Origin of the sequence: Methylobacterium oryzae (assembly GCF_036441375.1) — a bacterium.
Lineage (GTDB): Bacteria > Pseudomonadota > Alphaproteobacteria > Rhizobiales > Beijerinckiaceae > Methylobacterium > Methylobacterium oryzae_A.
Genome location: NZ_MLCA01000001.1, coordinates 283,612 through 305,709, shown reverse-complemented (window position 1 = coordinate 305,709; position 22,098 = coordinate 283,612). Strand labels below are relative to the sequence as shown.

Sequence of the window (22,098 nt, the reverse complement as noted above, 5' to 3'; positions counted from 1 at the left end):
GGCGGGAAAGTGAGACCTGAGGCCGATCAGGCGAGGCTGCGCGCGGCTTCGTGAATCGCCGCGCGGATGCGCTGATAGGTGCCGCAGCGGCAGATGTTGCCGTCCATGGCGCCGTCGATGTCGGCGTCGGTGGGCTTGGCGTTGCCCGAGAGCAGGCCGATGGCCGACATGATCTGGCCGGACTGGCAGTAGCCGCACTGGACCACGTCGAGCTTGCGCCACGCCGCCTGGACGGCCTCGGCCACCCGGCCCGACACGCCCTCGATGGTCGTGACCTGCGCGCTGCCGACATCGCCCAGACGGGTCTGGCAGGCGCGGACCGGCTGGCCGTCGAGGTGGACCGTGCAGGCACCGCACTGCGCGATGCCGCAACCGTACTTGGTGCCGGTGGCGTCGAGCCGGTCGCGCAGCACCCAGAGCAGCGGCATGTCCGGATCGGCATCGATCGCGTGCGTGACGCCGTTGACGGTGAGATTCGGCATGGTCGGCGACCTCTCTCGGCGCGCGTGTCCGGGCCTCCCGGATCGCGGCGTCCCGCCACGCTCGGGCAAGCGGGTCCGCGCGTCAGAATAGCGAGCGCAGGCCCGGACACGATGTGCGGCACCGCACTTCGATCCGGCGGCACGACAGTCTCGATACAGCCCGCGGTGCTTAAGATTGGAGGGATCCCGGCAGCCGCTTCTTAACACATCCGCATCATTCTCACGGAGTGCTTCCCAGCCACCGCCGCCCGTCCGCGCATTCGAGCCGAGTTTCAAGACGCGCATGTCCGATCTCACCGTCGAGATGGTCCAGCGCGGTCGCGGCCCCTCGACGGAGGAGGCGGCGCGCCGCCTCGGGGTTGCCCGCGAGATCCGGTCGGCCCGCGAGAAGCTGACCTCGCAGACCGGCCTGGAGCGGGCCTTCGACTACGAGCTCCTGCGCCACTACGCCCAGTACCGGGCCGGGGCGGGCATCCCGCTGGCGGGGTTCGCGGCGGCGCTGGCCGCGGCGGCGACCTTCTGGATCGCGCCGGCGGTGGCGGTGGCCTGGGCGCTCGGCGTCTTCCTGATGATCACGCTCAACACGACGTTGAGCCGGCGCTTCCTCCGCGCCGACCCGGCGACGATCCCGCTCGCCCGCTGGCGCCGCCGCTTCCTGATCGGCGAGGTGCTGCAGAGCCTGTCGTGGGCCGCGATGATCGGGCTCGGCACCACCGGCGGCTGGACCTTCGCGCTGTTCGGCCTCGTCATCGCCTCCGCGGTCACCACCATGCTGGCCGCGACGGTGCCGCTCGCCGCCATCGCCGCCCTGGTGCCGCTCGCGCTCGCCACCGCGTCGCTCGCCGCCTTCTCCCGCGGGATGGACCTGCTGATGCTGGTGGTGATGGCCGGCGGCGCGCAGATCTTCTTCCTCGGCCTGTCCCGCCGCCTCTACACCTCGACGGTGGGCGCCCTGCGCTCCCGCGCCGAGAAGGACGCGGTGTTCGGCGAATTGGAGCAGGCCAAGGCCAATTCGGACGAGGCCCGCCGCCGGGCCGAGGAGGCCAACCTCGCCAAGTCGCGCTTCCTCGCCACGATGAGCCACGAGCTGCGCACGCCGCTCAACGCCATCCTGGGCTTCTCGGAGGTGATGAAGAACGAGGTGTTCGGCACCCACACGGCGCCGTCCTACCGTGAGTACTCGCACGACATCCACGACAGCGGGATGCACCTCCTCAACCTGATCAACGAGATCCTCGACCTGTCGCGGATCGAGGCGGGGCGCTACGAGCTCAACGAGGAGCCGGTGCAGCTCGCCCACGTGGTGGAGGAGTGCCGCCACATGATGGGCCTGCGGGCCAAGGCGAAGAACCAGACCTTCCACGATCTCGTCGACGGCTCGCTGCCGCGGCTCTGGGCCGACGAGCGGGCGCTCCGGCAGATCGTCCTGAACCTCCTGTCGAACGCCGTGAAGTTCACGCCCCCGGGCGGCGAGATCTGGCTGAAGGTCGGCTGGACCGCCTCGGGCGGGCAGTACGTGTCGGTCCAGGACAGCGGCCCGGGCATTCCCGAGGACGAGCTGGGCACGGTCCTGTCCTCGTTCGGGCGCGGCTCGCTCGCGATCAAGACCGCCGAGCAGGGCTCCGGCCTGGGCCTGCCGATCGTGAAGGGCTTGGTGGAGCTGCACGGCGGGCAGTTCCAGCTGTCCTCCAAGCCCCGTGAGGGCACCGAGGTGGTCGTGACCCTGCCGGCCACACGGGTCATGGACACGCTGGCGCCGGTCGAGGTCGAGCCGGAATTCGTGGGCCCCGTGCGCGGCCCGCTCAACCGCGCGGCCTGAGCCGGCCGCCGGGCGGCGCGCCCCGTCTCAGCCGAGACCGCCGAGCGCGCAGACCCGGGCCCACTCGGCCTCGGTCACCGGCTGCACCGACAGGCGGGAATTGTTGACCAGCACCATGGCGGCGAGCGCCGGGTCGGCCTTGATCGCCTCGAGCGTCACCGGGCTCGGCATCGCCCGCACGGCCTTGACGTCGACCATGCCGAAGTGGCCGGTCTCGTCCGTGTGGTCGGGATAGTAGGCGCGGCTCACCGCCACGATGCCGACCACCGCCTTGCCCTCGTTCGAGTGGTAGAAGAAGCCCTGCTCGCCGACCTGCATGGCCATCAGCTGCTTCTTGGCGAGGTGGTTGCGCACGCCGTTCCAGTACGTGCCGGCCTCTCCGGCCGCGACCTGCTGATCCCACGACCAGGTCGCGGGCTCGGATTTGAACAGCCAGTACGCCATCGCTGAAGTCCCCGTCGACCGCCCGGCGGGGCAGCACGCCTCGCCATAGCCCAGCCTCGCCCCTCGGGGACAGGCCGGCCCGGCTCCGGCCGGGCGCGGCACCGCCGGCCAAGCAGAGCCTGCGTGAAACGCCGCAGTTCTTCTATCATATTTCTTGGGTAAATATTAAATTCTTCATGCCAATAGCTGAACAACTCATCAACCAACCCATTCTCGGTTGCATATATGCTCGCTGTCGTCGGTTGTTTCGTCGGGGAACACAACCTGTGGCTGGTGGCCCTCGCGGCCCTGGTCTGCACGCTGGCGAGCGCCACCGCGATCGAGCTGCTCACCCATGCCACCCGGGCCGGCGGCCGCAGCCGCTACGTCTGGCTGGCGGTGGCGGCCGCCGCCGGCGGATCGGGGATCTGGGCGACGCATTTTCTGGCGATGCTCGCCTTCGAGCCGGGGCTGCCGTCGGGCTACGGCGTCGGGCTGACGCTCCTCTCCTACGTGGACGCCGTGGCGATCACGGGGCTCGGCTTCGCCCTGGCCGCGTCCGGCCGGGCGGTCCAGGCGGGCCTCGGCGGCGCCGTGGTCGGCGGCGGCATCGCGACGATGCACTACACCGGGATGGCCGCCTATCAGGTGGCGGGGCATCTCGTCTGGAATCCCGCGCTGGTCGTCGTCTCGGTCGGCCTCGGCGCGGGGCTGGGCGCCGCCGCCCTGGTGGTCGGCCTGTCGGCCACCACGTTCCGGGGTCGGTACGGCGGCGTCGCGCTGCTGATCCTGGCGATCTGCGCCCACCACTTCACCGGCATGGGGGCGGTGACCCTCCTGCCCGATCCCACCGTGGCGATCCCCTCGGGCGCGATCCGGACCGGGTGGCTCGCCGCGGCCGTGGCGGTGGCGAGCTGCTTCATCCTGCTGCTCGCCGGCGCCGCCCTGATGGTCGACCTCCGGGAGCGCCGCCGCGCCGATCTCGAGCGCGAGCGCCTGCGCAGCCTCGCCAACGCGGCCGTGGAGGGCCTCGTCGTCTGCCGCGGCGGCGAGATCGTCAGCGCCAACGAGGCCTTCGCCCGGCTCGTGGGCCTGGAGGCGCCCCTCCTGACCGGCCGGAGCCTGAGCGCCTACCTGCCGGACCTCGTGCCCGGCACCGGGACGGCCGACCAGCCCCTGGAGACCGAACTCGTCCCGGCGGGGGGCGCACCCCTTCCGGTCGAGGTGATCATGCGGCCTGTCGCCGAGTACGGGCGGGTCCCACACCACGCCGTGGCGGTGCGCGACCTGCGCGCCCGGCGCCGGGCCGAGAGCGAGATCCACTACCTCGCCCACCACGACGCGCTCACCGGCCTCGCCAACCGCACGAGCTTCCACGCGCGGCTCGAGCGCGAGATGCGCGCCGCGGATGCCCAGGGCGGCCGGCTCGCGGTGCTGTGCCTCGACCTCGACCGCTTCAAGGAGGTCAACGACCTGTTCGGGCACGCGGCCGGCGACGCGATGCTGCGCGACCTCGCGCTCCGGGTCGGCGGCCTCCTCCATCCCAAGCAGCTGATGGCGCGGCTCGGCGGCGACGAGTTCGCCATCCTGACGCCGCAGGCGGAGGGCTCCGCCGAGCGGCTGGCCGAGCGGATCCTCGCCACCCTGGCGGCGGTGCCGGCCGCCTCCGGACCGGTGGTCGCCACCAGCATCGGCATCGCGGTCTATCCCGACGACGCCGCGGACCAGCGCGCGCTCCTGAGTCACGCCGACGCCGCCCTGTACCGGGCCAAGAACGAGGGGCGCGGCACCTGCCGGCGCTACGACGCCAGCATGGGCGCGCAGATCCGCGACCGGCGCCAGCTCGAGCACGACCTCCGCCACGCGGTGGCGAGAGGCGAGCTGGAACTCGTCTACCAGCCGCAGACTCAGATCGAGTCCGGCACGATCACGGGTTTCGAGGCGCTGCTGCGCTGGCGCCATCCCGAACGGGGCAGCATCTCCCCGGCCGTGTTCGTGCCGATCGCCGAGGAGACCGGGGCGATCCTGGAGATCGGCGCCTGGGTGCTGCGGGAAGCCTGCCGGGCGGCGGCCGGCTGGCCGAACCCGCTGGCGATCGCGGTCAACGTCTCGGCGGTGCAGCTGCACAACCCGCTCTTCGTCCAGTTCGTCCACGGGACCCTGTACGAATCCGGCTTGAAGGCGGAGCGCCTCGAGCTCGAGATCACCGAGACGGCGCTGATCCGGGATCCGGCCCGGGCGCTCCTCACGCTGCGCCAGCTCAAGGCCCTGGGCGTGCGGATCGCCATGGACGATTTCGGCACCGGCTACTCGTCGCTGTCGAACCTGCGCTCCTTCCCGTTCGACCGGATCAAGATCGACGGCTCGTTCATCAAGGCGGTCCACAGCAACCCGCAGGGGGCCGCGATCGTGCGCTCCGTCCTGGGGCTGGGGCGCGGCCTCGGGCTCGCCGTGGTGGCGGAGGGCGTGGAGACCGCCGAGGAGCTGTCCTTCCTGGCCGACGAGCAGTGCCACATCGCCCAGGGCTACCTGCTGGGCCGGCCGGCGCCGATCGCGCGCTTCGCCGCCCACACCCACGGCGCCGCGCCGGCGGCCGCGGTGGCGTGAGGCTCATCGCGCCGGGACCNTCTCCCCGCGCAGCGGCCGGGCGAGCAGCCCCGCGATCACGTCGTCGACGCTGGCCGTGCCCGCCACGATGGCGGCGACGGCCTCGGCCACCGGCATCTCGATGCCCTTGGCGGCGGCCAGCCCGGCGAGCGCCGCGGCCGTGAACGCCCCCTCGGCGAGCTTCCCGCCCGCGGCTTCGGCCGGGCTCGCCCCGGCGCCGAGGCGCTGGCCGAAGGCGAAATTGCGCGATTGCGGCGAGGAGGCGGTGAGCACGAGGTCGCCGAGGCCCGACAGCCCCATCAGCGTCTCGGGCCGCCCGCCGAAGGTGCGGGCGAAGCGCATGAGCTCGGCGAAGGCCCGGGCGATCAGCGCCGCCCGGGCGCTCTCGCCGAGCCCGCGCCCCGCCACGATCCCGCAGGCGATGGCCAGCACGTTCTTGCCGGCGCCGCCGATCTCGACGCCGCGCACGTCGTCGGTGTGGTAGAGGCGGAAGCTCGGCCCCGAGAGCAGGGCGCTCAGGGCGGCGGCGCGGCCGGCATCGGACGCCGCCAGGGTCACGGCTGTGGGCAGGCCGCGGGCGACGTCGATGGCGAAGCTCGGGCCCGACAGGACCGCCACGGCCGCTCCGGGCGGCAGGACCTGCTCGGCCACCGCGCTCATGAAGCTGTCGCTGCCGCGCTCGATCCCCTTGGCGCAGAGGATGACCGGCCCGGCCGTCGCCAGGGGTCCGCGCAGGGATTCCAGAACGCCGCGCACGGTCTGGGCTGGCACGACCAGGAGCGTCGCCCGGGCGCCCGCGAGGGCGGCGGCCTCGCCGGTCGCCCGGATCGCCGGGTGGAGCGGCACGCCCGGCAGGTAGCGCGGATTCTCCCGCTGGGCCTGGAGGGCGGCGGCGGCCGCCGCGTCGCGCAGCCAGAGGGTGACGGGGTGGCCGGCCCCGGCGGCGGCGTTGGCCAGCGCCGTGCCCCAGGCCCCGCCGCCGACGACGTTGATCGGGGTCTCGGCGCTCATGCCGCTTTCTCCCTGTCCGCGCGATCCAGCCGGTAGAGCACGTGGTCGCGCAGCAGCCCCTCCGGCACAGCCGGATGCGGGAATGTCCCGGCCATGCGCATCCCGAGGCGCTCCATCACGGCGCGGGAGCGGCCGTTGCCGGCCGCCGTGAAGGCCACGACGNACGCCAGCGCCCGCCGGACGGCGCCGTTGGCGGCCACGCCCCCCGCGGCCACCAGGGCGGTGGGCCGCCCGGCCACGTCCGAGAAGGCGCGCAGGGCGACCCGGGCGCGGTCCACCACCACGTCGACCACGGCCGCCTGGAAGCTCGCGCAGAGATCGGCGACGTCGCGCTCGGCCAGCGGGGCGATCCGCTCGGCCTCGATCCGCACGGCGGTCTTGAGGCCCGAGAGGGAGAAGTCGGCCTCGCGGCGGCCGAGCATCGGCCGGGGCAGGGCGAAGCGCTCGGGATCTCCGGCCTCGGCCACGCGCTCGACCTCGGGGCCGCCGGGATAGCCGAGACCCAGGAGCTTGGCGACCTTGTCGAAGGCCTCGCCGATGGCGTCGTCGACGGTGGAGCCGAGGCGGACGTAGTCGCCGACGCCGCGCACGGCCACGAGCTGGGTGTGGCCGCCCGAGGCCAGGAGCAGCAGGTAGGGGAAGGCGATGCCGTCGGTGAGCCGCGCCGTGAGGGCGTGGGCCTCCAGATGGTTGACGGCGAGCAGCGGCTTGCGGGTCACGAGCGCCAGGGTCTTGGCGGTGACGAGGCCGACCAGCACGCCGCCGATCAGCCCCGGTCCGGCCGCCACCGCGATGCCGTCGAGGTCCCGGAAGCCGGTCCCGGCCCGGTCGAGGGCGCGGGCGATCAGCCGGTCGAGCACCTCCACGTGGGCGCGGGCGGCGATCTCCGGCACGACGCCGCCATAGGCCGCGTGCTCGGCGATCTGACTGAGCACCTCGTTGGCGCGGATCTGGCCGACACCCTCCTCGTCGATCGACACCACCGCGGCGGCGGTCTCATCGCAGGTGGTCTCGATGCCGAGCACGGTCTTCTGCACGCGCGGAACTCCTTGTCCGGACTCATCCTATCCGGCGGCGGCGCGAAGGCGGCCGGCCCCCGCCCGGGCTCGGAGCGTGGTGGATGCGCGCCGCCCTCCGTCCCCGGACGGCGCGCCGACGCGCCCTCAGTCGACGGCGACCATGACGTCGGACGCCTTGACCACCGCGTAGGCGGGACCGCCGGCGACGAGCTTGAGCGATTCGACGGCCTCGTTGGTGATCGAGGCGGTGACCATCTGGCCGGGGCTGATCTCGATCTTCACGTGGGAGGTGGTCGCCCCCTTCTCCACCGAGACGACCGTACCCTTGAGAACGTTGCGCGCGCTGATCTTCATGGTCTGCTGCCAATCTCCAAGAGCGGCCCCGGAACGGGCCGCGGGGCGGCCCGGTCCGGTCTCCTACAGCATGGCGGAGCCCCGCGCGACCACCTCAGCGCGGCTCGGCCTGCGGCTCGCCGGGCTCGTCCTCGGGGACCGGCGCGGCGCCCCAGGCGGCGAGCGCGGCGTTGAGGTCGTCGAGGACGAAGTGCCGGGCGCTGTCCCGGTCGTACCCGTCGGCCAGGAGCTCGTCGTAATCCGTGAAGACGTGGCGCGCGTAGGTCACGAGGGCGAGGCGGGCCGCCGTCTCGGGGGCGGCCCGGCGCAGGCCCGGGCTGGCCAGGGCCCGGTCGAGCGTGGCCTCCGCCTCGAAGTCCGGCAGGCGCGGGGCGAGGCGGGCCAGGGCCGCGGCCACCGCCTCCCGGCGGTTCAGGGGGGGACCGGCGCTCACCGGGGATCTGCCGACGGCATGATTTTAAAGGTGTGATCGGATAGGATCGCCGCCAGATGAGGCGGGGCCGGCACAGGATCCTCCGCCGGGGAGCTCAGGTCCATGGCAATTCTTCGTCCCGCGCTGCTTCTCGGCCTCCTGCTCGGGGCGGCACCGGCGCTCGCCCAGAGCCCGGCTCCGGGCGCGGGCCCCGGCCCTGCGGCCGCCCCGACCGGTCCCATCGTGGGCGGCCGCCGGGTGACCCCCATGGGCCAGACCAAGGCGCCGGGCAACGCCGCGGTCACCGGCTTGCCGCAGCCCGTGAACCAAGCCGAGATGATCAAGGCTCAGAAGGCCGCCGAGGCCCGCTCGAAGGCCTGGGACAGCAAGATGCGGCACACGATGGGCTCGATCTGCCACGGCTGCTGAGGCCTGCCCCGACCCGGGCGCCGGAGACCGGCCTTCGCGACGGGGCTCTCGAAACGCGAAGGGGCCGCCCGAACGGGCAGCCCCTCCACCGGTCGCCGGGGCGACAGGATCAGCGGGAGTAGAACTCGATGACGAGGTTCGGCTCCATCTGCACCGGGTAGGGCACCTCGGACAGGCTGGGGATGCGGGTGACGCGGGCGGTCATCTTGGCGTGGTCGGCCTCGATGTAGTCCGGCACGTCGCGCTCGGAGAGCTGGGTCGCCACGATGACGATCTCGAGCTGGCGGGACGACTCCTTGACCTCGATCAGGTCGCCGGCCTTCACCTGGTAGCTCGGGATGTTGACGCGGACGCCGTTCACCTTGACGTGGCCGTGGTTGACGAACTGGCGCGCGGCGAACGGGGTCGCGACGAACTTCGCCCGGTAGACCACGGCGTCGAGGCGGCGCTCGAGCAGGCCGACGAGGTTCTCGCCGGAATCGCCGCGCAGGCGGATCGCCTCGGCGTAGTAGCGGCGGAACTGCTTCTCGGTGATGTTGCCGTAGTAGCCCTTGAGCTTCTGCTTGGCGCGCAGCTGCGTGCCGAAGTCGCTCATCTTGCCCTTGCGGCGCTGGCCGTGCTGGCCGGGGCCGTACTCGCGGCGGTTGACGGGGCTCTTCGGGCGGCCCCAGATGTTCTGGCCCATGCGGCGGTCGAGCTTGTGCTTCGCCTGAATCCGCTTCGACATATCTTTCGCGTCCTCTCGTGACGAGAATGAGGAACGCGCCCTCCTTTTCCCGGCCCTTCGCGGTCCGGGACGACAGGGCGGGAGGATCCCGCCCACGGGTGCGTGTGAAAACGCGACGGGGCCCCGCTCGGAGCCCCATCGACGGGCGGGTCTTTAGGGGACGGAGCCGCCGCGGTCAACCGTGAGAGGTCAGATGGACGAGTCAGTGGCGGTCCGGCGCGGTGGGCCCGCGGACGCGGAGGCGATCCGGGTGCTGGTCGCGGCGGCCTACACCAAGTGGATCCCGGTGATCGGCCGCCTGCCCATTCCCATGCAGGCGGATTACGCGCGGGCGGTGCGGGACCACCGCTTCGACCTGCTGCTGGCCGGCCCGGATCTCGCCGGGCTGATCGAGACGCGGGCCGAGGCCGACCACCTGCTGGTCGTCAACGTCGCGGTGCACCCGGCCTTCCAGGGCCGGGGCTTCGGCAGCCGGCTGATGGGACGGGCCGACGCCGTCGCGGCCGAGGCCGGGCTCGCGCGGCTGCGCCTCTACACCAACAAGAAGTACGTCGCGAACCTGCGCCTCTACGGCGCGCTCGGCTACCGGGTGGAGCGGGAGGCGCTCTACGACGGGCCGGGCCGGACCCGCGACGACGACGTGACCGTGCACATGGTGAAGGACCTGGTTTGAGGCATCGGCGCCGGCCCTGCCGTCATCGCGAGCGCAGCGAAGCGACCCAGGGTGGCGCGCCGCCGCAGAGTCTGGCGCCTCTGGATCGCTTCGCTGCGCTCGCAAAGACGGGGCGTCGCCCCGCTCCCTCAGGTCACCACGCTCGGCTCAGGCCTTCCGGTGCGGGGCTCGATCTCGGCGATCGCGCGGGCCGCGGCCGCGACCGGGGCCAGCACCTCGGCCACGGCCAAGTCGAGCCGGTCCGGCGCGCTCTCGTAGCGCTCCAGGTAGACCCGCAGCGTCGCGCCGGCGGTGCCGGTGCCCGAGAGGCGGAACACCGCCCGCGCGTCCTCGGCGAAGCCGATCCGGATGCCCTGGCGCTCGGTCAGCGAGCCGTCGACCGGGTCGCGGTAGGCGAACTCGTCGGCCGTCGACACCGTGAGGTCGCCGATCCGCGTGCCCGGCAGCCCGGCGAGTTTTTCGCGCAGGGCGTCCATCAGGCCGTTGGCGGCGTCCGAATCGACCTCCTCGTAATCGTGGCGGGCGTAGTAGTCGCGCCCGTAGGCGCGCCAATGCGCCCGCACCAGCGCGTCGGCGCGCTCGCCGGTGGCGGCCAGGATGTTGAGCCAGAGCAGCACCGCCCAGAGCCCGTCCTTCTCGCGGACGTGGTTCGAGCCGGTGCCGGCGCTCTCCTCGCCGCACAGGGTGATGAGGCCCGCGTCGAGGAGATTCCCGAAGAACTTCCAGCCGGTGGGCGTCTCGTAGGCCTCAATGCCGAGGGCGGCCGCGACCCGGTCGGCGGCGCGGCTCGTGGGCATGGAGCGGGCGACCCCCGACAGGCCGCCCGCGTAGCCCGGCGCCCGGTGGGCGTGGGCGGCGAGCAGCGCGAGGCTGTCGCTCGGCGTCACGAACAGGCCCGGGGCCACGATCATGTTGCGGTCGCCGTCGCCGTCCGAGGCGGCGCCGAAATCCGGCGCGTCCGGCCCCTGCATCAGGTCGAACAGGTCGTGGCAATGGACCGGGTTCGGGTCCGGGTGGTGGCCGCCGAAATCCTCTTTCGGAGTCGCGTTGACCACGGTGCCGGCGGGGGCGCCGAGCATCCCCTCCAGGATCGCCGTCGCGTAGGGACCTGTCACCGCGCTCATGGCGTCGAAGCGCATGCGGAAGCCGGAGGCGAACAGGCGCGACACCGCGTCGAAGTCGATGAGCGTGCGCATCAGCTCGGCGTAGTCGGCCACCGGATCGATCACCGTGACCGTCATGGCGCCGAGGCGGGTGTCGCCGAGCCGGTCGAGGTCGAGATCCGGGGCCTCGACGAGGCGGTATTCCGTGATCGCCTTGGCCCGCGCGAAGATGGCGTCGGTGACGGATTCCGGCGCCGGGCCGCCGTTGGCGGCGTTGAACTTGATGCCGAAATCGCCGTCCGGCCCGCCCGGGTTGTGGCTCGCCGACAGCACGATGCCGCCGAGCGCCTTGGCTTTCCGGATCACGCAGGAGGCGGCGGGCGTCGAGAGCAGGCCACCCTGCCCGACCAGGACCCGGCCGAAGCCGTTGCCGGCGGCGAGGCGCAGGGTCTTCTGCACCACTTCGCGGTTGAGGAAGCGCCCGTCGCCGCCGAGCACCAGGGTGGCGCCGGCCTTGTCGGGCAGGGTGTCGAAGATCGCCTGGACGAAGTTCTCGACGTAGTTCGGCTGCCGGAACACCGGCACCTTCTTGCGCAGGCCGGAGGTGCCCGGCTTCTGGTCGGGGAAGGGCGTGGTGGCGACGGTGGTCGGAGTCGTCATGAGCGGGCGTCTCCCGGGATCTACGGCCTCCATGCCCGTGCGGAGGCGCGGCGTCACCAGTCCCGGCGACAGGGGCGGACTTTTTTCACGCGGTTTCGCCGGATCGGGCGACGGAATCCGCCGCCTGTCCGCCGGCGGTCGGCTCGAGGCGTTGCGCCGGCCGACAGCCGCCGATTGTATCGACCGAGCCGCCAGACAAGGCGGGCCGGAGGAAATCATGGCGGACAGACCGATGCGGACAGATCCGAACGCGGCACGGCCGGGCCGGGGCTTGGCCCGGCGCGACCTGGTCGGGGCGCTCGCCGCCGGTGCGGCGGTCGCGGCCGCGGCGGCACCGGCCGTCGCCGCCCCGTCGAGCCGGCTGACGACGGAGGAGTTCCGCCTGCCCTGGAGCGAGCCCGGCGTCGACATCTACGTGCGCAACAAGCGCCCGGCCGGGACCGACCGGTTCCCGGGCGACCGGATCCTGCTCTACGTACACGGCTCCACCTACCCGTCCTCCACGGCCTTCGACCTGCCGCTCGGCGGGATGTCGGCCATGGACTACCTCGCGGGCCTCGGCTTCGACGTCTACTGCGTGGACCTGCCGGGCTACGGTCTGTCCGGGCGCCCGGCCGCCATGGACGCGCCGCCGGACGACAACCCGCCGCTCATGCGCACGCCCGACGCCGCCAAGGTGGTGGGGCAGGTGGTCGACTTCATCCGGAAGCGGCGCAACGTCGAGAAGATCGACCTGATGGGCTGGTCCTGGGGGACCTCCACCATGGGTCTCTACACCAGCACCCACAACGACGCGGTCAACCGCCTCGTCCTCTACGCGCCGCAATGGCTCGCGCGCACGCCGGGCCTGATCGGCGGCGGCGGCAAGGTGGGGGCCTACCGCACCGTCAGCCGGGACAGCGCCCGGGCGCGCTGGCTGACCGGGGTGCCCGAGGACAAGAAGGCCGAACTGATCCCGGCGGGCTGGTTCGACCAGTGGGCCGACGCGACCTTCGCCACCGACCAGGCCGGCGCGCAGCAATCGCCGCCGGTCCTGCGCGCGCCGAACGGCACGGTCGCCGACAAGGACGCCTACTGGGCGGCCGGCAAGCCGCTCTACGACCCGGGCGAGATCCGCGTGCCGGTGCTGATCATCCACGCCGAGTGGGACGCCGACCTGCCGAGCTACCAGGCGCAGGAATACTTCACGAAGCTCACGCACGCCCCCTACAAGCGCTTCGTCGAGCTGGGGGAGGGCACCCACACGGTGATGATGGAGAAGAACCGCATGCAGTTCCTCCACGCGGTCGGGGCCTTCCTCACGGAGGCGGATCCGCAGGCGCTGAACTGAGCGGAGTCCGCGGGCACGGACATCCGACCCACGCCCTCAACCTGAGGTGCGGCGAAGCCGCCCCGAAGGAGGGCTCCAGCCACCGCGCGATCCCTGGAGGCCTCCTTCGAGGCCTCCGCTCTCGCTCCGGCACCTCAGGATGAGGATGCGCGTGGGAGGGGTCGCGGCGCGAGCCGAGGCGGCGCGACCTACTCCGCCGCCTGCCGGGCCGCGTAGCCCAGCCGCTCGTTCAGCGCGCGGATCAGCTTGGCGGCCGCCTCGGCGATCACCGTGCCGGGCGGGAAGATCGCCGCCGCGCCGGCCGCCGTCAGCGCCGCGTAGTCGCCGGGCGGGATGACGCCGCCGATCGCGATCATCACGTCGTCGCGGCCCTGCTCGGTGAGCGCCGCCTTCAGCTCCGGCACCAGGGTCAGGTGGCCGGCCGCCAGGGACGAGACGCCGACGATGTGGACGTCGTTCTCCACCGCCTGCCGGGCGGCCTCCGCCGGGGTCGCGAAGAGCGGCCCGATATCCACGTCGAAGCCGAGATCGGCGAAGGCCGAGGCGATCACCTTCTGGCCGCGGTCGTGCCCGTCCTGGCCCATCTTGGCGACCAGGATGCGCGGCCGGCGGCCGTCATTCTCCTCGAACGCCTCGACCAGCGCCCGGACTTCCTCGACCACAGGCGACATGCCCCCCACCTCGCGCTTGTAGACGCCGGAGATCGAGCGGATCTCGGCGCGGTGCCGGCCCCAGGCCTTCTCCAGGGCCTCGGAAATCTCGCCCACCGTCGCCTTGGCGCGGGCGGCCTCGACGGCGAGTTCCAGCAGGTTGCCGGCGCCGTCGGCGGCCTTCGTGAGGGCGTCGAGCCGGGCCGTCACGGCGGCCTCGTCGCGCTCGGCGCGCAGGCGCTTGAGCTTGTCGATCTGCAGGCGGCGGACATTGCCGTTGTCGACCCGCAGCAGCTCGATGGCCATGTCGTCGTCGGCCTTGAACTTGTTCACGCCCACGATGGTCTGGCGCCCGGAATCGATCCGCGCCTGGGCGCGGGCGGCGGCCTCCTCGATCCGCAGCTTCGGGATGCCGGCCTCGATCGCCTTGGCCATGCCGCCGAGCCCGTCGACCTCGCGGATGTGCTCCCAGGCCCGGGCGACCATGTCGGCGGTGAGCTTCTCCACGTAGTAGGAGCCGCCCCAGGGATCGACGATCCGGGTGGTGCCGCTCTCCTGCTGCAGGAACAGCTGCGTGTTGCGGGCGATCCGGGCCGAGAAGTCGGTGGGCAGGGCCAGCGCCTCGTCCAGCGCGTTGGTGTGGAGCGACTGCGTGCCGCCCTGCGTCGCCGCCATCGCCTCGATGTTGGTGCGGGTGACGTTGTTGAACACGTCCTGGGCGGTGAGCGACCAGCCCGAGGTCTGCGAGTGGGTGCGCAGGGCCAGCGACTTCTCCGATTTCGGATCGAAACTCTTGACCAGCTTCGCCCAGATCAGGCGCGCGGCCCGCATCTTGGCGACCTCCATGAAGAAGTTGGTCGAGATCGCCCAGAAGAACGACAGGCGCGGGGCGAACTGGTCGATGGTCAGCCCGGCCGCGAGACCCGCCTTGATGTACTCGACGCCGTCGGCCAGCGTGTAGGCGAGCTCCAGGTCGTTCGTGGCGCCCGCCTCCTGCATGTGGTAGCCGGAGATCGAGATCGAGTTGAACTTCGGCATGTTCTTCGACGTGTAGGCGAAGATATCGGAGATGATCCGCATCGATCCCTTGGGGGGATAGATGTAGGTGTTGCGGACCATGAATTCTTTTAGAATATCGTTTTGAATGGTGCCCGCGAGCTTCTGCGGCGGCACGCCCTGCTCCTCGGCGGCGACGATGTAGAGGGCGAGGATCGGCAGCACGGCGCCGTTCATCGTCATCGACACGGTCATCTCGTCCAGCGGGATGCCGGAGAACAGCGTGCGCATGTCGTAGATCGAGTCGATCGCCACGCCCGCCATGCCGACATCGCCCGAGACGCGGGGATGGTCGGAATCGTAGCCGCGGTGGGTGGCGAGATCGAAGGCGACCGACAGGCCCTTCTGCCCGGCCGCGAGGTTGCGGCGGTAGAAGGCGTTCGAATCCTCGGCCGTGGAGAAGCCGGCGTACTGCCGGATCGTCCAGGGCTGGGTGACGTACATGGTCGGGTAGGGGCCGCGCAGGAACGGCGCGATCCCCGGATAGGTGTCGAGGAACTCGAGGCCCTCCCGGTCCTCCGGCCCGTAGCGGCCCTTCACCGGGATGCCCTCCGGCGTCATCCAGGGCTCGCCGAGCGCCGGGGCCGCGATCGCGAGTGATTCGCCGGCGAGCGGGATTTCGGCGAAGTTCGGGATGCGGGAGGTCATGGCGTTGACTCGTTGTGGCGTTTGTCACGCCATTATAGGGACCCGCTCGGAGCGGGCTACTCCCCTATCGGTCAAGCTTCCGGGGAAGGCCGCGCAGCGCCGGTGCCTCAGCGCGCCTCGGCGTCCCGGGCCCCCGGGCCGCGCCGCAGGAGGTAGAGTCCGGCGCCGGCCAGCATCAGCGCCATCCCGTACCACGTGATCGCGTAGACGAGGTGGTTGTTGGGGAAGGCGATCACCGTGAGGCCACCCACCGGCAGGCCGCCGGGATTGGGCGTCGCGTCCGCGTCCACGAAGTAGGGGGCGACGTCGCTCAGTCCGCGCGCGGCCGCGATGGCGGCGACGTCCCGGGAATACCAGCGGTCGTCCCCGGGATCGTTCGAGCGCAGGAAGGCGCCCTTGGGCTCGGTCAGCCGCAGGAGGCCGGTCACCGTGGTCTCAGCCGCGACCTGCCCGGCCATCCGGGTCGCGGGATCGCGCCGGTCGCCGGGCACGAAGCCGCGGTTGACCAGCACGAGGGTCCCGTCCGGACGCCGCAGCGGCGTCAGCACCCAGAAGCCGCCGCCCAGCTCGGTGACGGCCTGAACCAGGGTCTCGCGATCGTTCAGGAAAGTGCCGGAGAGCCGGACGTGCCGGTAGGCGTCGTCGGGGCCGACCCGCGGCCAGTCCGCGTGGCCCGGCGCCGGCACGGGCGGGGCGTGGACCCGCGCGTCGACCCGGGCGATCAGGTCGAGCTTCCAGGCCCGCCGCTCGACCTGCCAGGTTCCGAGCCCCAGCAGGACCAGGAACACGATGCAAGCGCCGACGCCGAACACCGCGCGCCGCCGCAACGAGAGCGGGGCCGGGGAGGGGGCCGAGCCGGGATCAGCCCCCCCTCCCGGCCCCGCGGGCCTCATCTCCGGACGCGCGCTCAGCGGGCGTTGTTCATGACGTCGTGGGCATCCATCGGCATCATGTTGTGATTGAGGTGGTACATCACCCACACCGAGCCGGCGAGCATGATCACCACCAGCGTGATGGTGAAGATCAGCGCCATGAAGGTCCAGCCGCCCTCCGACTTCGTGCTCATGTGCAGGAAGTAGATGACGTGCACGACCATCTGGACGCCGCCGAGCGCCAGGATGACCAGGGTGGTGACGAGGCTGTTGTCGAGGACGTTGCCCATCACCAGCCAGAACGGGATCACCGTCAGGATCACCGACAGGACGAAGCCCGTCATGTAGCTCTGGAAGGTGCCGTGGCCGCCCTCGCTGTGGGCGTGGGCGTCGTGCGTGTCCTGACCGTGACCGGTGAGGCGGTGTGCGTCGGCGCTCATTCGAGCACTCCCATCAGGTAGACGACGGTGAACACGCCGATCCAGATCAGGTCGAGGAAGTGCCAGAACATCGACAGGCACATCAGCCGGCGCTTGTTCTCGACGATCAGGCCGCGCTTGCTGACCTGCACCATCAGCACGACCAGCCACAGGATGCCCATGGAGACGTGCAGGCCGTGGGTCGACACCAGGGTGTAGAACGAGGACAGGAACGCGCTGCGCCAGGGCGGCGCGCCCTCGTGGAACAGGTGGACGAACTCCCGGATCTCCAGGGCCACGAAGGCGACGCCGAACAGACCGGTGATGGCGAGCCAGATCTGCGTCTGCTTCACCCGGTTCCGGTCCATCTCCAGCATGGCGAAGCCGTAGGTGATGGACGAGAACAGCAGCATGGCGGTGTTCACCGCGATGCCCGGCAGGTCGAACAGCTCCTTCGGGGTGGGGCCGGCCGCGTAGCTGCGCCCGAGCACCCCGTATGTCGCGAACAGGGTCGCGAAGATGAGGCAGTCGCTCATCAGGTAGAGCCAGAACCCGAGCATGGTCGAGCCCTCGGAGTGATGGCCCTCCTCGTCGGTCTGGTAGAAGACCGGCGCCGCGGCGCCGGGGGGTGCAGTCTCCGCGTGCATCATCGGATCACGCCATCTCCAGTTCGCGCGTCCGCTGACCTTCCGTCCGACTGACGACGTCGGCGGGAATGTAGTAGTCGCGATTGTAGTTAAAGGTGTGGGCGATCGCGACGACGAAGATCGCCACGAAGCTGAGCGCCGCCAGCCACCAGACGTACCAGACCATGGCGATGCCGAAGGTGAAGTTCAGACCCGCCAGGATCGCGCCGGCCGCGGTGTTCTTGGGCATGTGGATCGGCTTGTAGCCCTTGAGCGGGCGGTCGAAGCCGCGGTTCTTCATGTCCCACCACGCGTCGGAATCGTGGACGACCGGCGTGAAGGCGAAGTTGTAGTCCGGCGGCGGCGAGGAGGTGGACCACTCGAGGGTCCGGCCGCCCCACGGGTCGCCGCTGAGGTCACGCAGCCTGTCGCGGTTGCGGATCGAGACCACGAACATGATGATCTGCGAGGCGATACCGCAGGCGATGAGCGCCGCGCCGATGGCGGCGATCACGAACCAGATCTGCAGCGACGGGTCGTCGAAGTGCTGCATGCGCCGGGTCACGCCCATCAGGCCGAGCACGTAGAGCGGCATGAAGGCGACGTAGAAGCCGGTCACCCAGAACACGAGCGCCATCTTCCCCCAGAACTCGTCGAGCTTGAAGCCGAAGGCCTTGGGGAACCAGAAGGTCACGCCGGCGAACATGCCGAACAGCACGCCGCCGATGATCACGTTGTGGAAGTGCGCGATCAGGAACAGCGAGTTGTGCAGGACGAAGTCGGCCGGGGGCACTGCCAGGAGGACGCCGGTCATGCCGCCGATCACGAAGGTGACGATGAACGCCACCACCCACATCATCGGTACCTCGAACCGGATCCGGCCGCGGTACATGGTGAACATCCAGTTGAAGATCTTCGCGCCGGTCGGGATCGAGATGATCATGGTCGTGATCCCGAAGAACGAGTTCACGTCCGCGCCCGAGCCCATCGTGAAGAAGTGGTGCAGCCACACGAGGTAGGCGAGGATGGTGATCACCACCAGCGCGTAGACCATCGAGGTGTAGCCGAACAGGCGCTTGCCGCAGAAGGTCGAGGTGATCTCCGAGAACACGCCGAAGGCCGGCAGGATCAGGATGTAGACCTCCGGGTGACCCCAGATCCAGATCAGGTTGAAGTACAGCATGGCGTTGCCGCCGAGGTCGTTCGTGAAGAAGTGCGTGCCGACGTAGCGGTCGAGCGACAGCATCGCGAGAACGGCCGTGAGGATCGGGAAGGCGGCCACGATCAGGATGTTGGTGCACAGCGACGACCAGACGAAGATCGGCAGCTTCATCATGGTCATGCCGGGCGCCCGCATCTTCACGATGGTGGCGATCAGGTTGATCCCTGAGAGCAGCGTCCCGATGCCGGCGATCTGCAGGGCCCAGATGTAGTAGTCGACGCCCACGCCCGGGCTCATCGCCGCCCCGGACAGGGGCGGGTAGGCGAGCCAGGTGGCGCGGGAGAACTCGCCGACGAACAGCGAGACCATCACCAGCATGCCGCCGGCGACCGTCATCCAGAAGCTGAAGTTGTTGAGGAACGGGAAGGCGACGTCGCGGGCGCCGATCTGCAGCGGCACGGCGAAGTTCATGAGCCCCGTGACGAACGGCATCGCCACGAAGAAGATCATGATCATGCCGTGGGCGGTGAAGATCTGGTCGTAGTGGTGCGGCGGCAGGAAGCCCTGCTCCTGGCCGAACGCCACGGCCTGCTGCGAGCGCATCAGGACCGCGTCGGCGAAGCCGCGCAGCAGCATCACGCCCGCGAAGATGCAGTACATGATGCCGATCTTCTTGTGGTCGATCGACGTGATCCAGTCACGCCACATCGGTCCCCAGAAGCGATAGTAGGTGATGACGCCCAGAACGGTGAGGCCGACGACGGCCACGCCGGCGAACGTCGCCTGCAGAATCGGCTCGTGGTAGGGGATCTGCTCGATCGTAAATCGTCCGAGGAGCAGTTGCTGTAGGTCCAGGTTTGCGAACATGGGATCGGCCCGTTCAGTGGGTTCGACGGCGACCGCCGGTCTTGTGTGTGGAGTCCGCTGTCATCGCGCGCGGCCTCATTGGTTCAGCTGCTTCGGGGCGACCTGGCCGCCCTCGCTCTGGCCCTCACCGGAGCCCTTGCCCTGGCTGTCGGGCGACTTCTGACCCCGGACGTCCGGGTTGCCCATGTCGGGCCGCGGCTGCATGCCCTGCGGCTGCGTCTGGCCGTGCGGCCCGGTCTCCGAGGCCGGCGCCGTGGCGCCCGGCCCCTCGACGCCGCGCTCGGCGAGGCGGTTGTCGTACTGAAGCCGCTTGTAGTTCTCGGCAGCCTCCGTGCCGGAGGCACCGCCCTGCGCGTCGATCTTGACCATCTCGCCGACGCACATCTGGTCGGGCCGCGGGCACATGCCGATGATCCGGTCGTAGAGGCCCTTCATGTACGCCTTGTAGAACCGCGCCGGCTCGGCCTCGCTCGGCTCCTCGAGCTTCAGGTAGGCCTCCTGGGTGAGCTCGCCGCCCTGGGCCTTGGCCTTGGCGATCCACTGGTCGAAGCCCTCGTTGGTGAGGCCGTGGAACTTGAAGAACATGTTGGAGAAGCCGGCGCCGCTGTAATGCGCCGAGCGGCCCTCGTAGGCGCCCTCGCGGTTGATCACCGCGTGGAGCTGGGTCTGCATGCCCGGCATCGCGTAGACCATGCCGGCGAGCGTGGGCACGTAGAACGTGTTCATCACGTCGGTGGCGGTGATCTTGAAGCGGATCGGCCGGTCCACGGGCGCGGCCAGCTCATTAACCGTGGCGATCCCGTATTGCGGGTAGAGGAACAGCCACTTCCAATCCATCGCGATGGCCTCGACCTCCAGCGGCACCGTGCCGGCCGGGACGTCGCGCTTCGGGTCGATCTTGCTGAGCGGCCGGAACGGGTCGAGGGTGTGGGTCCCGATCCAGGTGAGGGCGCCGAGCGCGATGATGATCATCAGCGGCGCCGTCCAGATCAGCACCTCGAGCTGCGTCGAGTGGTGCCATTCGGGGTCGTAGACCGCGTCCTCGTTGGTGGCGCGGTAGCGCCACGCGAAGATCAGCGTGAAGGCGATCACCGGGACGATGATCAGGAGCATCAGCCCGGTCGCCGCCAGCACGAGGTTGCGCTGCTGCTCGGCCACGTAGCCGGCCGGGTGCAGCACGACGAAGTTGCAGCCGCCCAGCAGGGTCAGGAGCGGCAGGGCGAGGAACGGCAGGAGGCGCCGCCCGCGACCGCCTCGGCGCGTCGCGGTCTCAGTCCTGTCCGGTCGATGGGTCGAAGAGGTCACAGCACGCGTCTCGTTATCCCATGCCGCTGCCGCGGCGCTTCTGCCGTGCCGCGCGAGGCGGCGTTCCTGTCAGCTACGGGCGGGTCGGGCGGCCAGCGCCGCCCGCCGCCTACATCTGGCGCAGTTCCGACCGGTCGGTGAACAGGGCCACGAGGCTGCAGACCGCGCCGGAGAGGAGGTAGACGCCGATCATCGCCAGGCCGTAGCGCTGCGACAGGAACAGGGCCACGAGCGGCGCGAAGCCGGCGCCGATCAGCCACGCGAAGTCGGAGGTGAGCGCGGCGCCGGTGTAGCGGTAGTGGTTGCCGAGGCGGGCGCTCACCGCACCCGCGGTCTGGCCGTAGGCGAGGCCGAGCAGCATGAAGCCGATCGTGACGTAGATGGTCTGGCCGATGGCGCTCTCGCCGAACAGGAGCGGCGCGATGATGCTGCCGAGGGCGAAGAAGGCGATCAGCGAGGAGCTCATGATCAGGCAGTTGCGGCGGCCGATCTGGTCGGCGATAAGCCCGGAGGCCGCGACCGCGCCGGCGCACACGATGGCGCCCGAGAACTGCACGATCAGGAACTCGCCCGGTGAGCGGGTCGTGCTGTTCAGCGCCAGCCACGCGATCGGGAAGATCGTCACGAGGTGGAACAGCGCGAAGGCGGCGAGCGGCACGAAGGCGCCGCGGACCACGTCGCCGGCGTGATGGCGGAACAGCTCCAGGGCCGGGACCGGGCGCAGCCGGTCGAGGTCCATCATCCGGGCGAACTCGTCGGTGGCGACGAGGCGCAGCCGGGCGAACAGGGCGACCACGTTGATGGTGAAGGCGCAGTAGAACGGGAAGCGCCAGCCCCAGTCGATGAAGTCGGCCTCGTCGAGGTTGACCAGGAAGAACGCGAACAGCGCGCTCGCCACCATGAAGCCCAGCGGCGCGCCGAGCTGCGGGATCATCGCGTACCAGCCGCGGCGCTCCCGCGGGGCGTTCATGGCCAGCAGCGAGGCGAGGCCGTCCCAGGCGCCGCCGAGGGCGAGGCCCTGCAGGATCCGCAGGCCGGCCAGGATGTACACCGCCGAGATGCCGATGCTGTCGTAGCGCGGCAGGAAGCTCACGGCCGCCGTCGACCCGCCGAGCAGGAACAGCGCCGTGGTCAGCTTGACGCTGCGGCCGTGGCGCCGGTCGATCGCCATGAACAGCACGGTGCCGACCGGCCGGGCGATGAAGGCCAGGGCGAAGATCGAGAAGGCGTAGAGCGTGCCCTTCAGCGGGTCGACGAAGGGGAAGAACACCTTCGGGAAGACCAGCACGCAGGCGATGCCGAACACGAAGAAATCAAAGTATTCGGACGCGCGTCCGATCACCACGCCGATGGCGATCTCGTTGGGATGGACCTTGTGGTCTCCCATCGCCTGCTGGGCGTCGCGCTCCAGGCCCGTGACCGTAGGGGTGTTCGCACTCATCTC

20 protein-coding genes are annotated in these 22,098 nt (G+C 70.8%); 5 read left to right on the top strand and 15 right to left on the bottom strand.

Annotated elements, in window-relative coordinates; all coding sequences use genetic code 11:
* Window positions 1-26: 26 nt before the first annotated feature.
* On the bottom strand, window positions 27-482 hold the full coding sequence (locus MOTC310_RS01375) for a (2Fe-2S)-binding protein (RefSeq protein WP_331294280.1): 456 nt from the start codon (window positions 480-482) through the stop codon (window positions 27-29).
* A 283-nt stretch (window positions 483-765) separates the two neighbouring features.
* Here MOTC310_RS01375 and MOTC310_RS01370 point away from each other — a divergent pair, with 283 nt between their 5' ends.
* Window positions 766-2,301, top strand: coding sequence for a sensor histidine kinase (locus tag MOTC310_RS01370; protein WP_331300543.1), 1,536 nt, complete (start codon window positions 766-768; stop codon window positions 2,299-2,301).
* A gap of 27 nt (window positions 2,302-2,328) precedes the next feature.
* On the opposite strand, the gene MOTC310_RS01365 is transcribed toward MOTC310_RS01370, so the two are convergent.
* Complete coding sequence (locus MOTC310_RS01365; RefSeq protein ID WP_331300542.1) at window positions 2,329-2,745, bottom strand: EVE domain-containing protein; 417 nt, start codon at window positions 2,743-2,745, stop codon at window positions 2,329-2,331.
* 225 nt (window positions 2,746-2,970) lie between these two features.
* Here MOTC310_RS01365 and MOTC310_RS01360 point away from each other — a divergent pair, with 225 nt between their 5' ends.
* Window positions 2,971-5,331 (top strand): bifunctional diguanylate cyclase/phosphodiesterase, encoded by a 2,361-nt coding sequence (locus tag MOTC310_RS01360; RefSeq protein ID WP_331300541.1) that lies wholly within the window; start codon window positions 2,971-2,973, stop codon window positions 5,329-5,331.
* A 3-nt stretch (window positions 5,332-5,334) separates the two neighbouring features.
* On the opposite strand, the gene MOTC310_RS01355 is transcribed toward MOTC310_RS01360, so the two are convergent.
* From MOTC310_RS01355 to MOTC310_RS01340, 4 genes are all read right to left on the bottom strand, one after another.
* Window positions 5,335-6,342, bottom strand: coding sequence for an NAD(P)H-dependent glycerol-3-phosphate dehydrogenase (locus tag MOTC310_RS01355; protein WP_331300540.1), 1,008 nt, complete (start codon window positions 6,340-6,342; stop codon window positions 5,335-5,337).
* Window positions 6,339-7,379, bottom strand: a complete 1,041-nt coding sequence (tsaD, locus tag MOTC310_RS01350; RefSeq protein WP_419539840.1) for a tRNA (adenosine(37)-N6)-threonylcarbamoyltransferase complex transferase subunit TsaD — start codon at window positions 7,377-7,379, stop codon at window positions 6,339-6,341. Before tsaD ends, MOTC310_RS01355 begins: the two co-directional genes overlap by 4 nt.
* A 126-nt stretch (window positions 7,380-7,505) precedes the next feature.
* On the bottom strand, window positions 7,506-7,715 hold the full coding sequence (locus MOTC310_RS01345) for a TOBE domain-containing protein (protein WP_331294284.1): 210 nt from the start codon (window positions 7,713-7,715) through the stop codon (window positions 7,506-7,508).
* A gap of 94 nt (window positions 7,716-7,809) precedes the next feature.
* Entirely contained in the window at window positions 7,810-8,148 is a 339-nt protein-coding gene (locus MOTC310_RS01340) for a DUF2293 domain-containing protein (RefSeq protein ID WP_331294285.1), read from the bottom strand.
* A 102-nt stretch (window positions 8,149-8,250) separates the two neighbouring features.
* On the opposite strand from MOTC310_RS01340, the gene MOTC310_RS01335 reads away from it, so the two are divergent.
* Window positions 8,251-8,556 (top strand): hypothetical protein, encoded by a 306-nt coding sequence (locus MOTC310_RS01335; RefSeq protein ID WP_331294286.1) that lies wholly within the window; start codon window positions 8,251-8,253, stop codon window positions 8,554-8,556.
* A 109-nt stretch (window positions 8,557-8,665) separates the two neighbouring features.
* Here MOTC310_RS01335 and rpsD read toward each other — a convergent pair whose 3' ends face one another.
* Complete coding sequence (gene rpsD / locus MOTC310_RS01330; RefSeq protein WP_010686187.1) at window positions 8,666-9,283, bottom strand: 30S ribosomal protein S4; 618 nt, start codon at window positions 9,281-9,283, stop codon at window positions 8,666-8,668.
* Between the two features lie 193 nt (window positions 9,284-9,476).
* On the opposite strand from rpsD, the gene MOTC310_RS01325 reads away from it, so the two are divergent.
* A complete protein-coding gene (locus MOTC310_RS01325; RefSeq protein ID WP_331300539.1) occupies window positions 9,477-9,956 on the top strand; it encodes a GNAT family N-acetyltransferase in 480 nt (159 codons plus the stop codon).
* A gap of 128 nt (window positions 9,957-10,084) precedes the next feature.
* Here MOTC310_RS01325 and MOTC310_RS01320 read toward each other — a convergent pair whose 3' ends face one another.
* Complete coding sequence (locus MOTC310_RS01320) at window positions 10,085-11,719, bottom strand: alpha-D-glucose phosphate-specific phosphoglucomutase (protein ID WP_331300538.1); 1,635 nt, start codon at window positions 11,717-11,719, stop codon at window positions 10,085-10,087.
* A gap of 217 nt (window positions 11,720-11,936) precedes the next feature.
* Here MOTC310_RS01320 and MOTC310_RS01315 point away from each other — a divergent pair, with 217 nt between their 5' ends.
* Entirely contained in the window at window positions 11,937-13,049 is a 1,113-nt protein-coding gene (locus tag MOTC310_RS01315) for an alpha/beta hydrolase (protein WP_331300537.1), read from the top strand.
* A gap of 188 nt (window positions 13,050-13,237) precedes the next feature.
* On the opposite strand, the gene scpA is transcribed toward MOTC310_RS01315, so the two are convergent.
* The 7 genes from scpA to MOTC310_RS01280 all read right to left on the bottom strand — a co-directional run bounded on the left by scpA (window position 13,238) and on the right by MOTC310_RS01280 (window position 22,095).
* Window positions 13,238-15,403 carry a methylmalonyl-CoA mutase gene (gene scpA, locus MOTC310_RS01310; RefSeq protein WP_331294289.1) on the bottom strand — a complete coding sequence of 722 codons (2,166 nt, stop codon included), beginning with the start codon at window positions 15,401-15,403 and terminating at the stop codon, window positions 13,238-13,240.
* Window positions 15,404-15,510: 107 nt separating this feature from the next.
* Complete coding sequence (locus MOTC310_RS01305) at window positions 15,511-16,296, bottom strand: SURF1 family protein (protein WP_419539839.1); 786 nt, start codon at window positions 16,294-16,296, stop codon at window positions 15,511-15,513.
* A gap of 14 nt (window positions 16,297-16,310) precedes the next feature.
* Window positions 16,311-16,715, bottom strand: a complete 405-nt coding sequence (gene cyoD / locus MOTC310_RS01300) for a cytochrome o ubiquinol oxidase subunit IV (RefSeq protein ID WP_331294291.1) — start codon at window positions 16,713-16,715, stop codon at window positions 16,311-16,313.
* Complete coding sequence (gene cyoC / locus MOTC310_RS01295; protein ID WP_331294292.1) at window positions 16,712-17,344, bottom strand: cytochrome o ubiquinol oxidase subunit III; 633 nt, start codon at window positions 17,342-17,344, stop codon at window positions 16,712-16,714. Before cyoC ends, cyoD begins: the two co-directional genes overlap by 4 nt.
* Window positions 17,345-17,348: 4 nt before the next feature.
* A complete protein-coding gene (gene cyoB, locus MOTC310_RS01290) occupies window positions 17,349-19,349 on the bottom strand; it encodes a cytochrome o ubiquinol oxidase subunit I (protein ID WP_331300535.1) in 2,001 nt (666 codons plus the stop codon).
* Window positions 19,350-19,424: 75 nt separating this feature from the next.
* Window positions 19,425-20,654 (bottom strand): ubiquinol oxidase subunit II, encoded by a 1,230-nt coding sequence (gene cyoA / locus MOTC310_RS01285; protein ID WP_331300534.1) that lies wholly within the window; start codon window positions 20,652-20,654, stop codon window positions 19,425-19,427.
* A 109-nt stretch (window positions 20,655-20,763) separates the two neighbouring features.
* Window positions 20,764-22,095, bottom strand: a complete 1,332-nt coding sequence (locus MOTC310_RS01280) for an MFS transporter (RefSeq protein WP_331294295.1) — start codon at window positions 22,093-22,095, stop codon at window positions 20,764-20,766.
* Window positions 22,096-22,098: the final 3 nt, after the last annotated feature.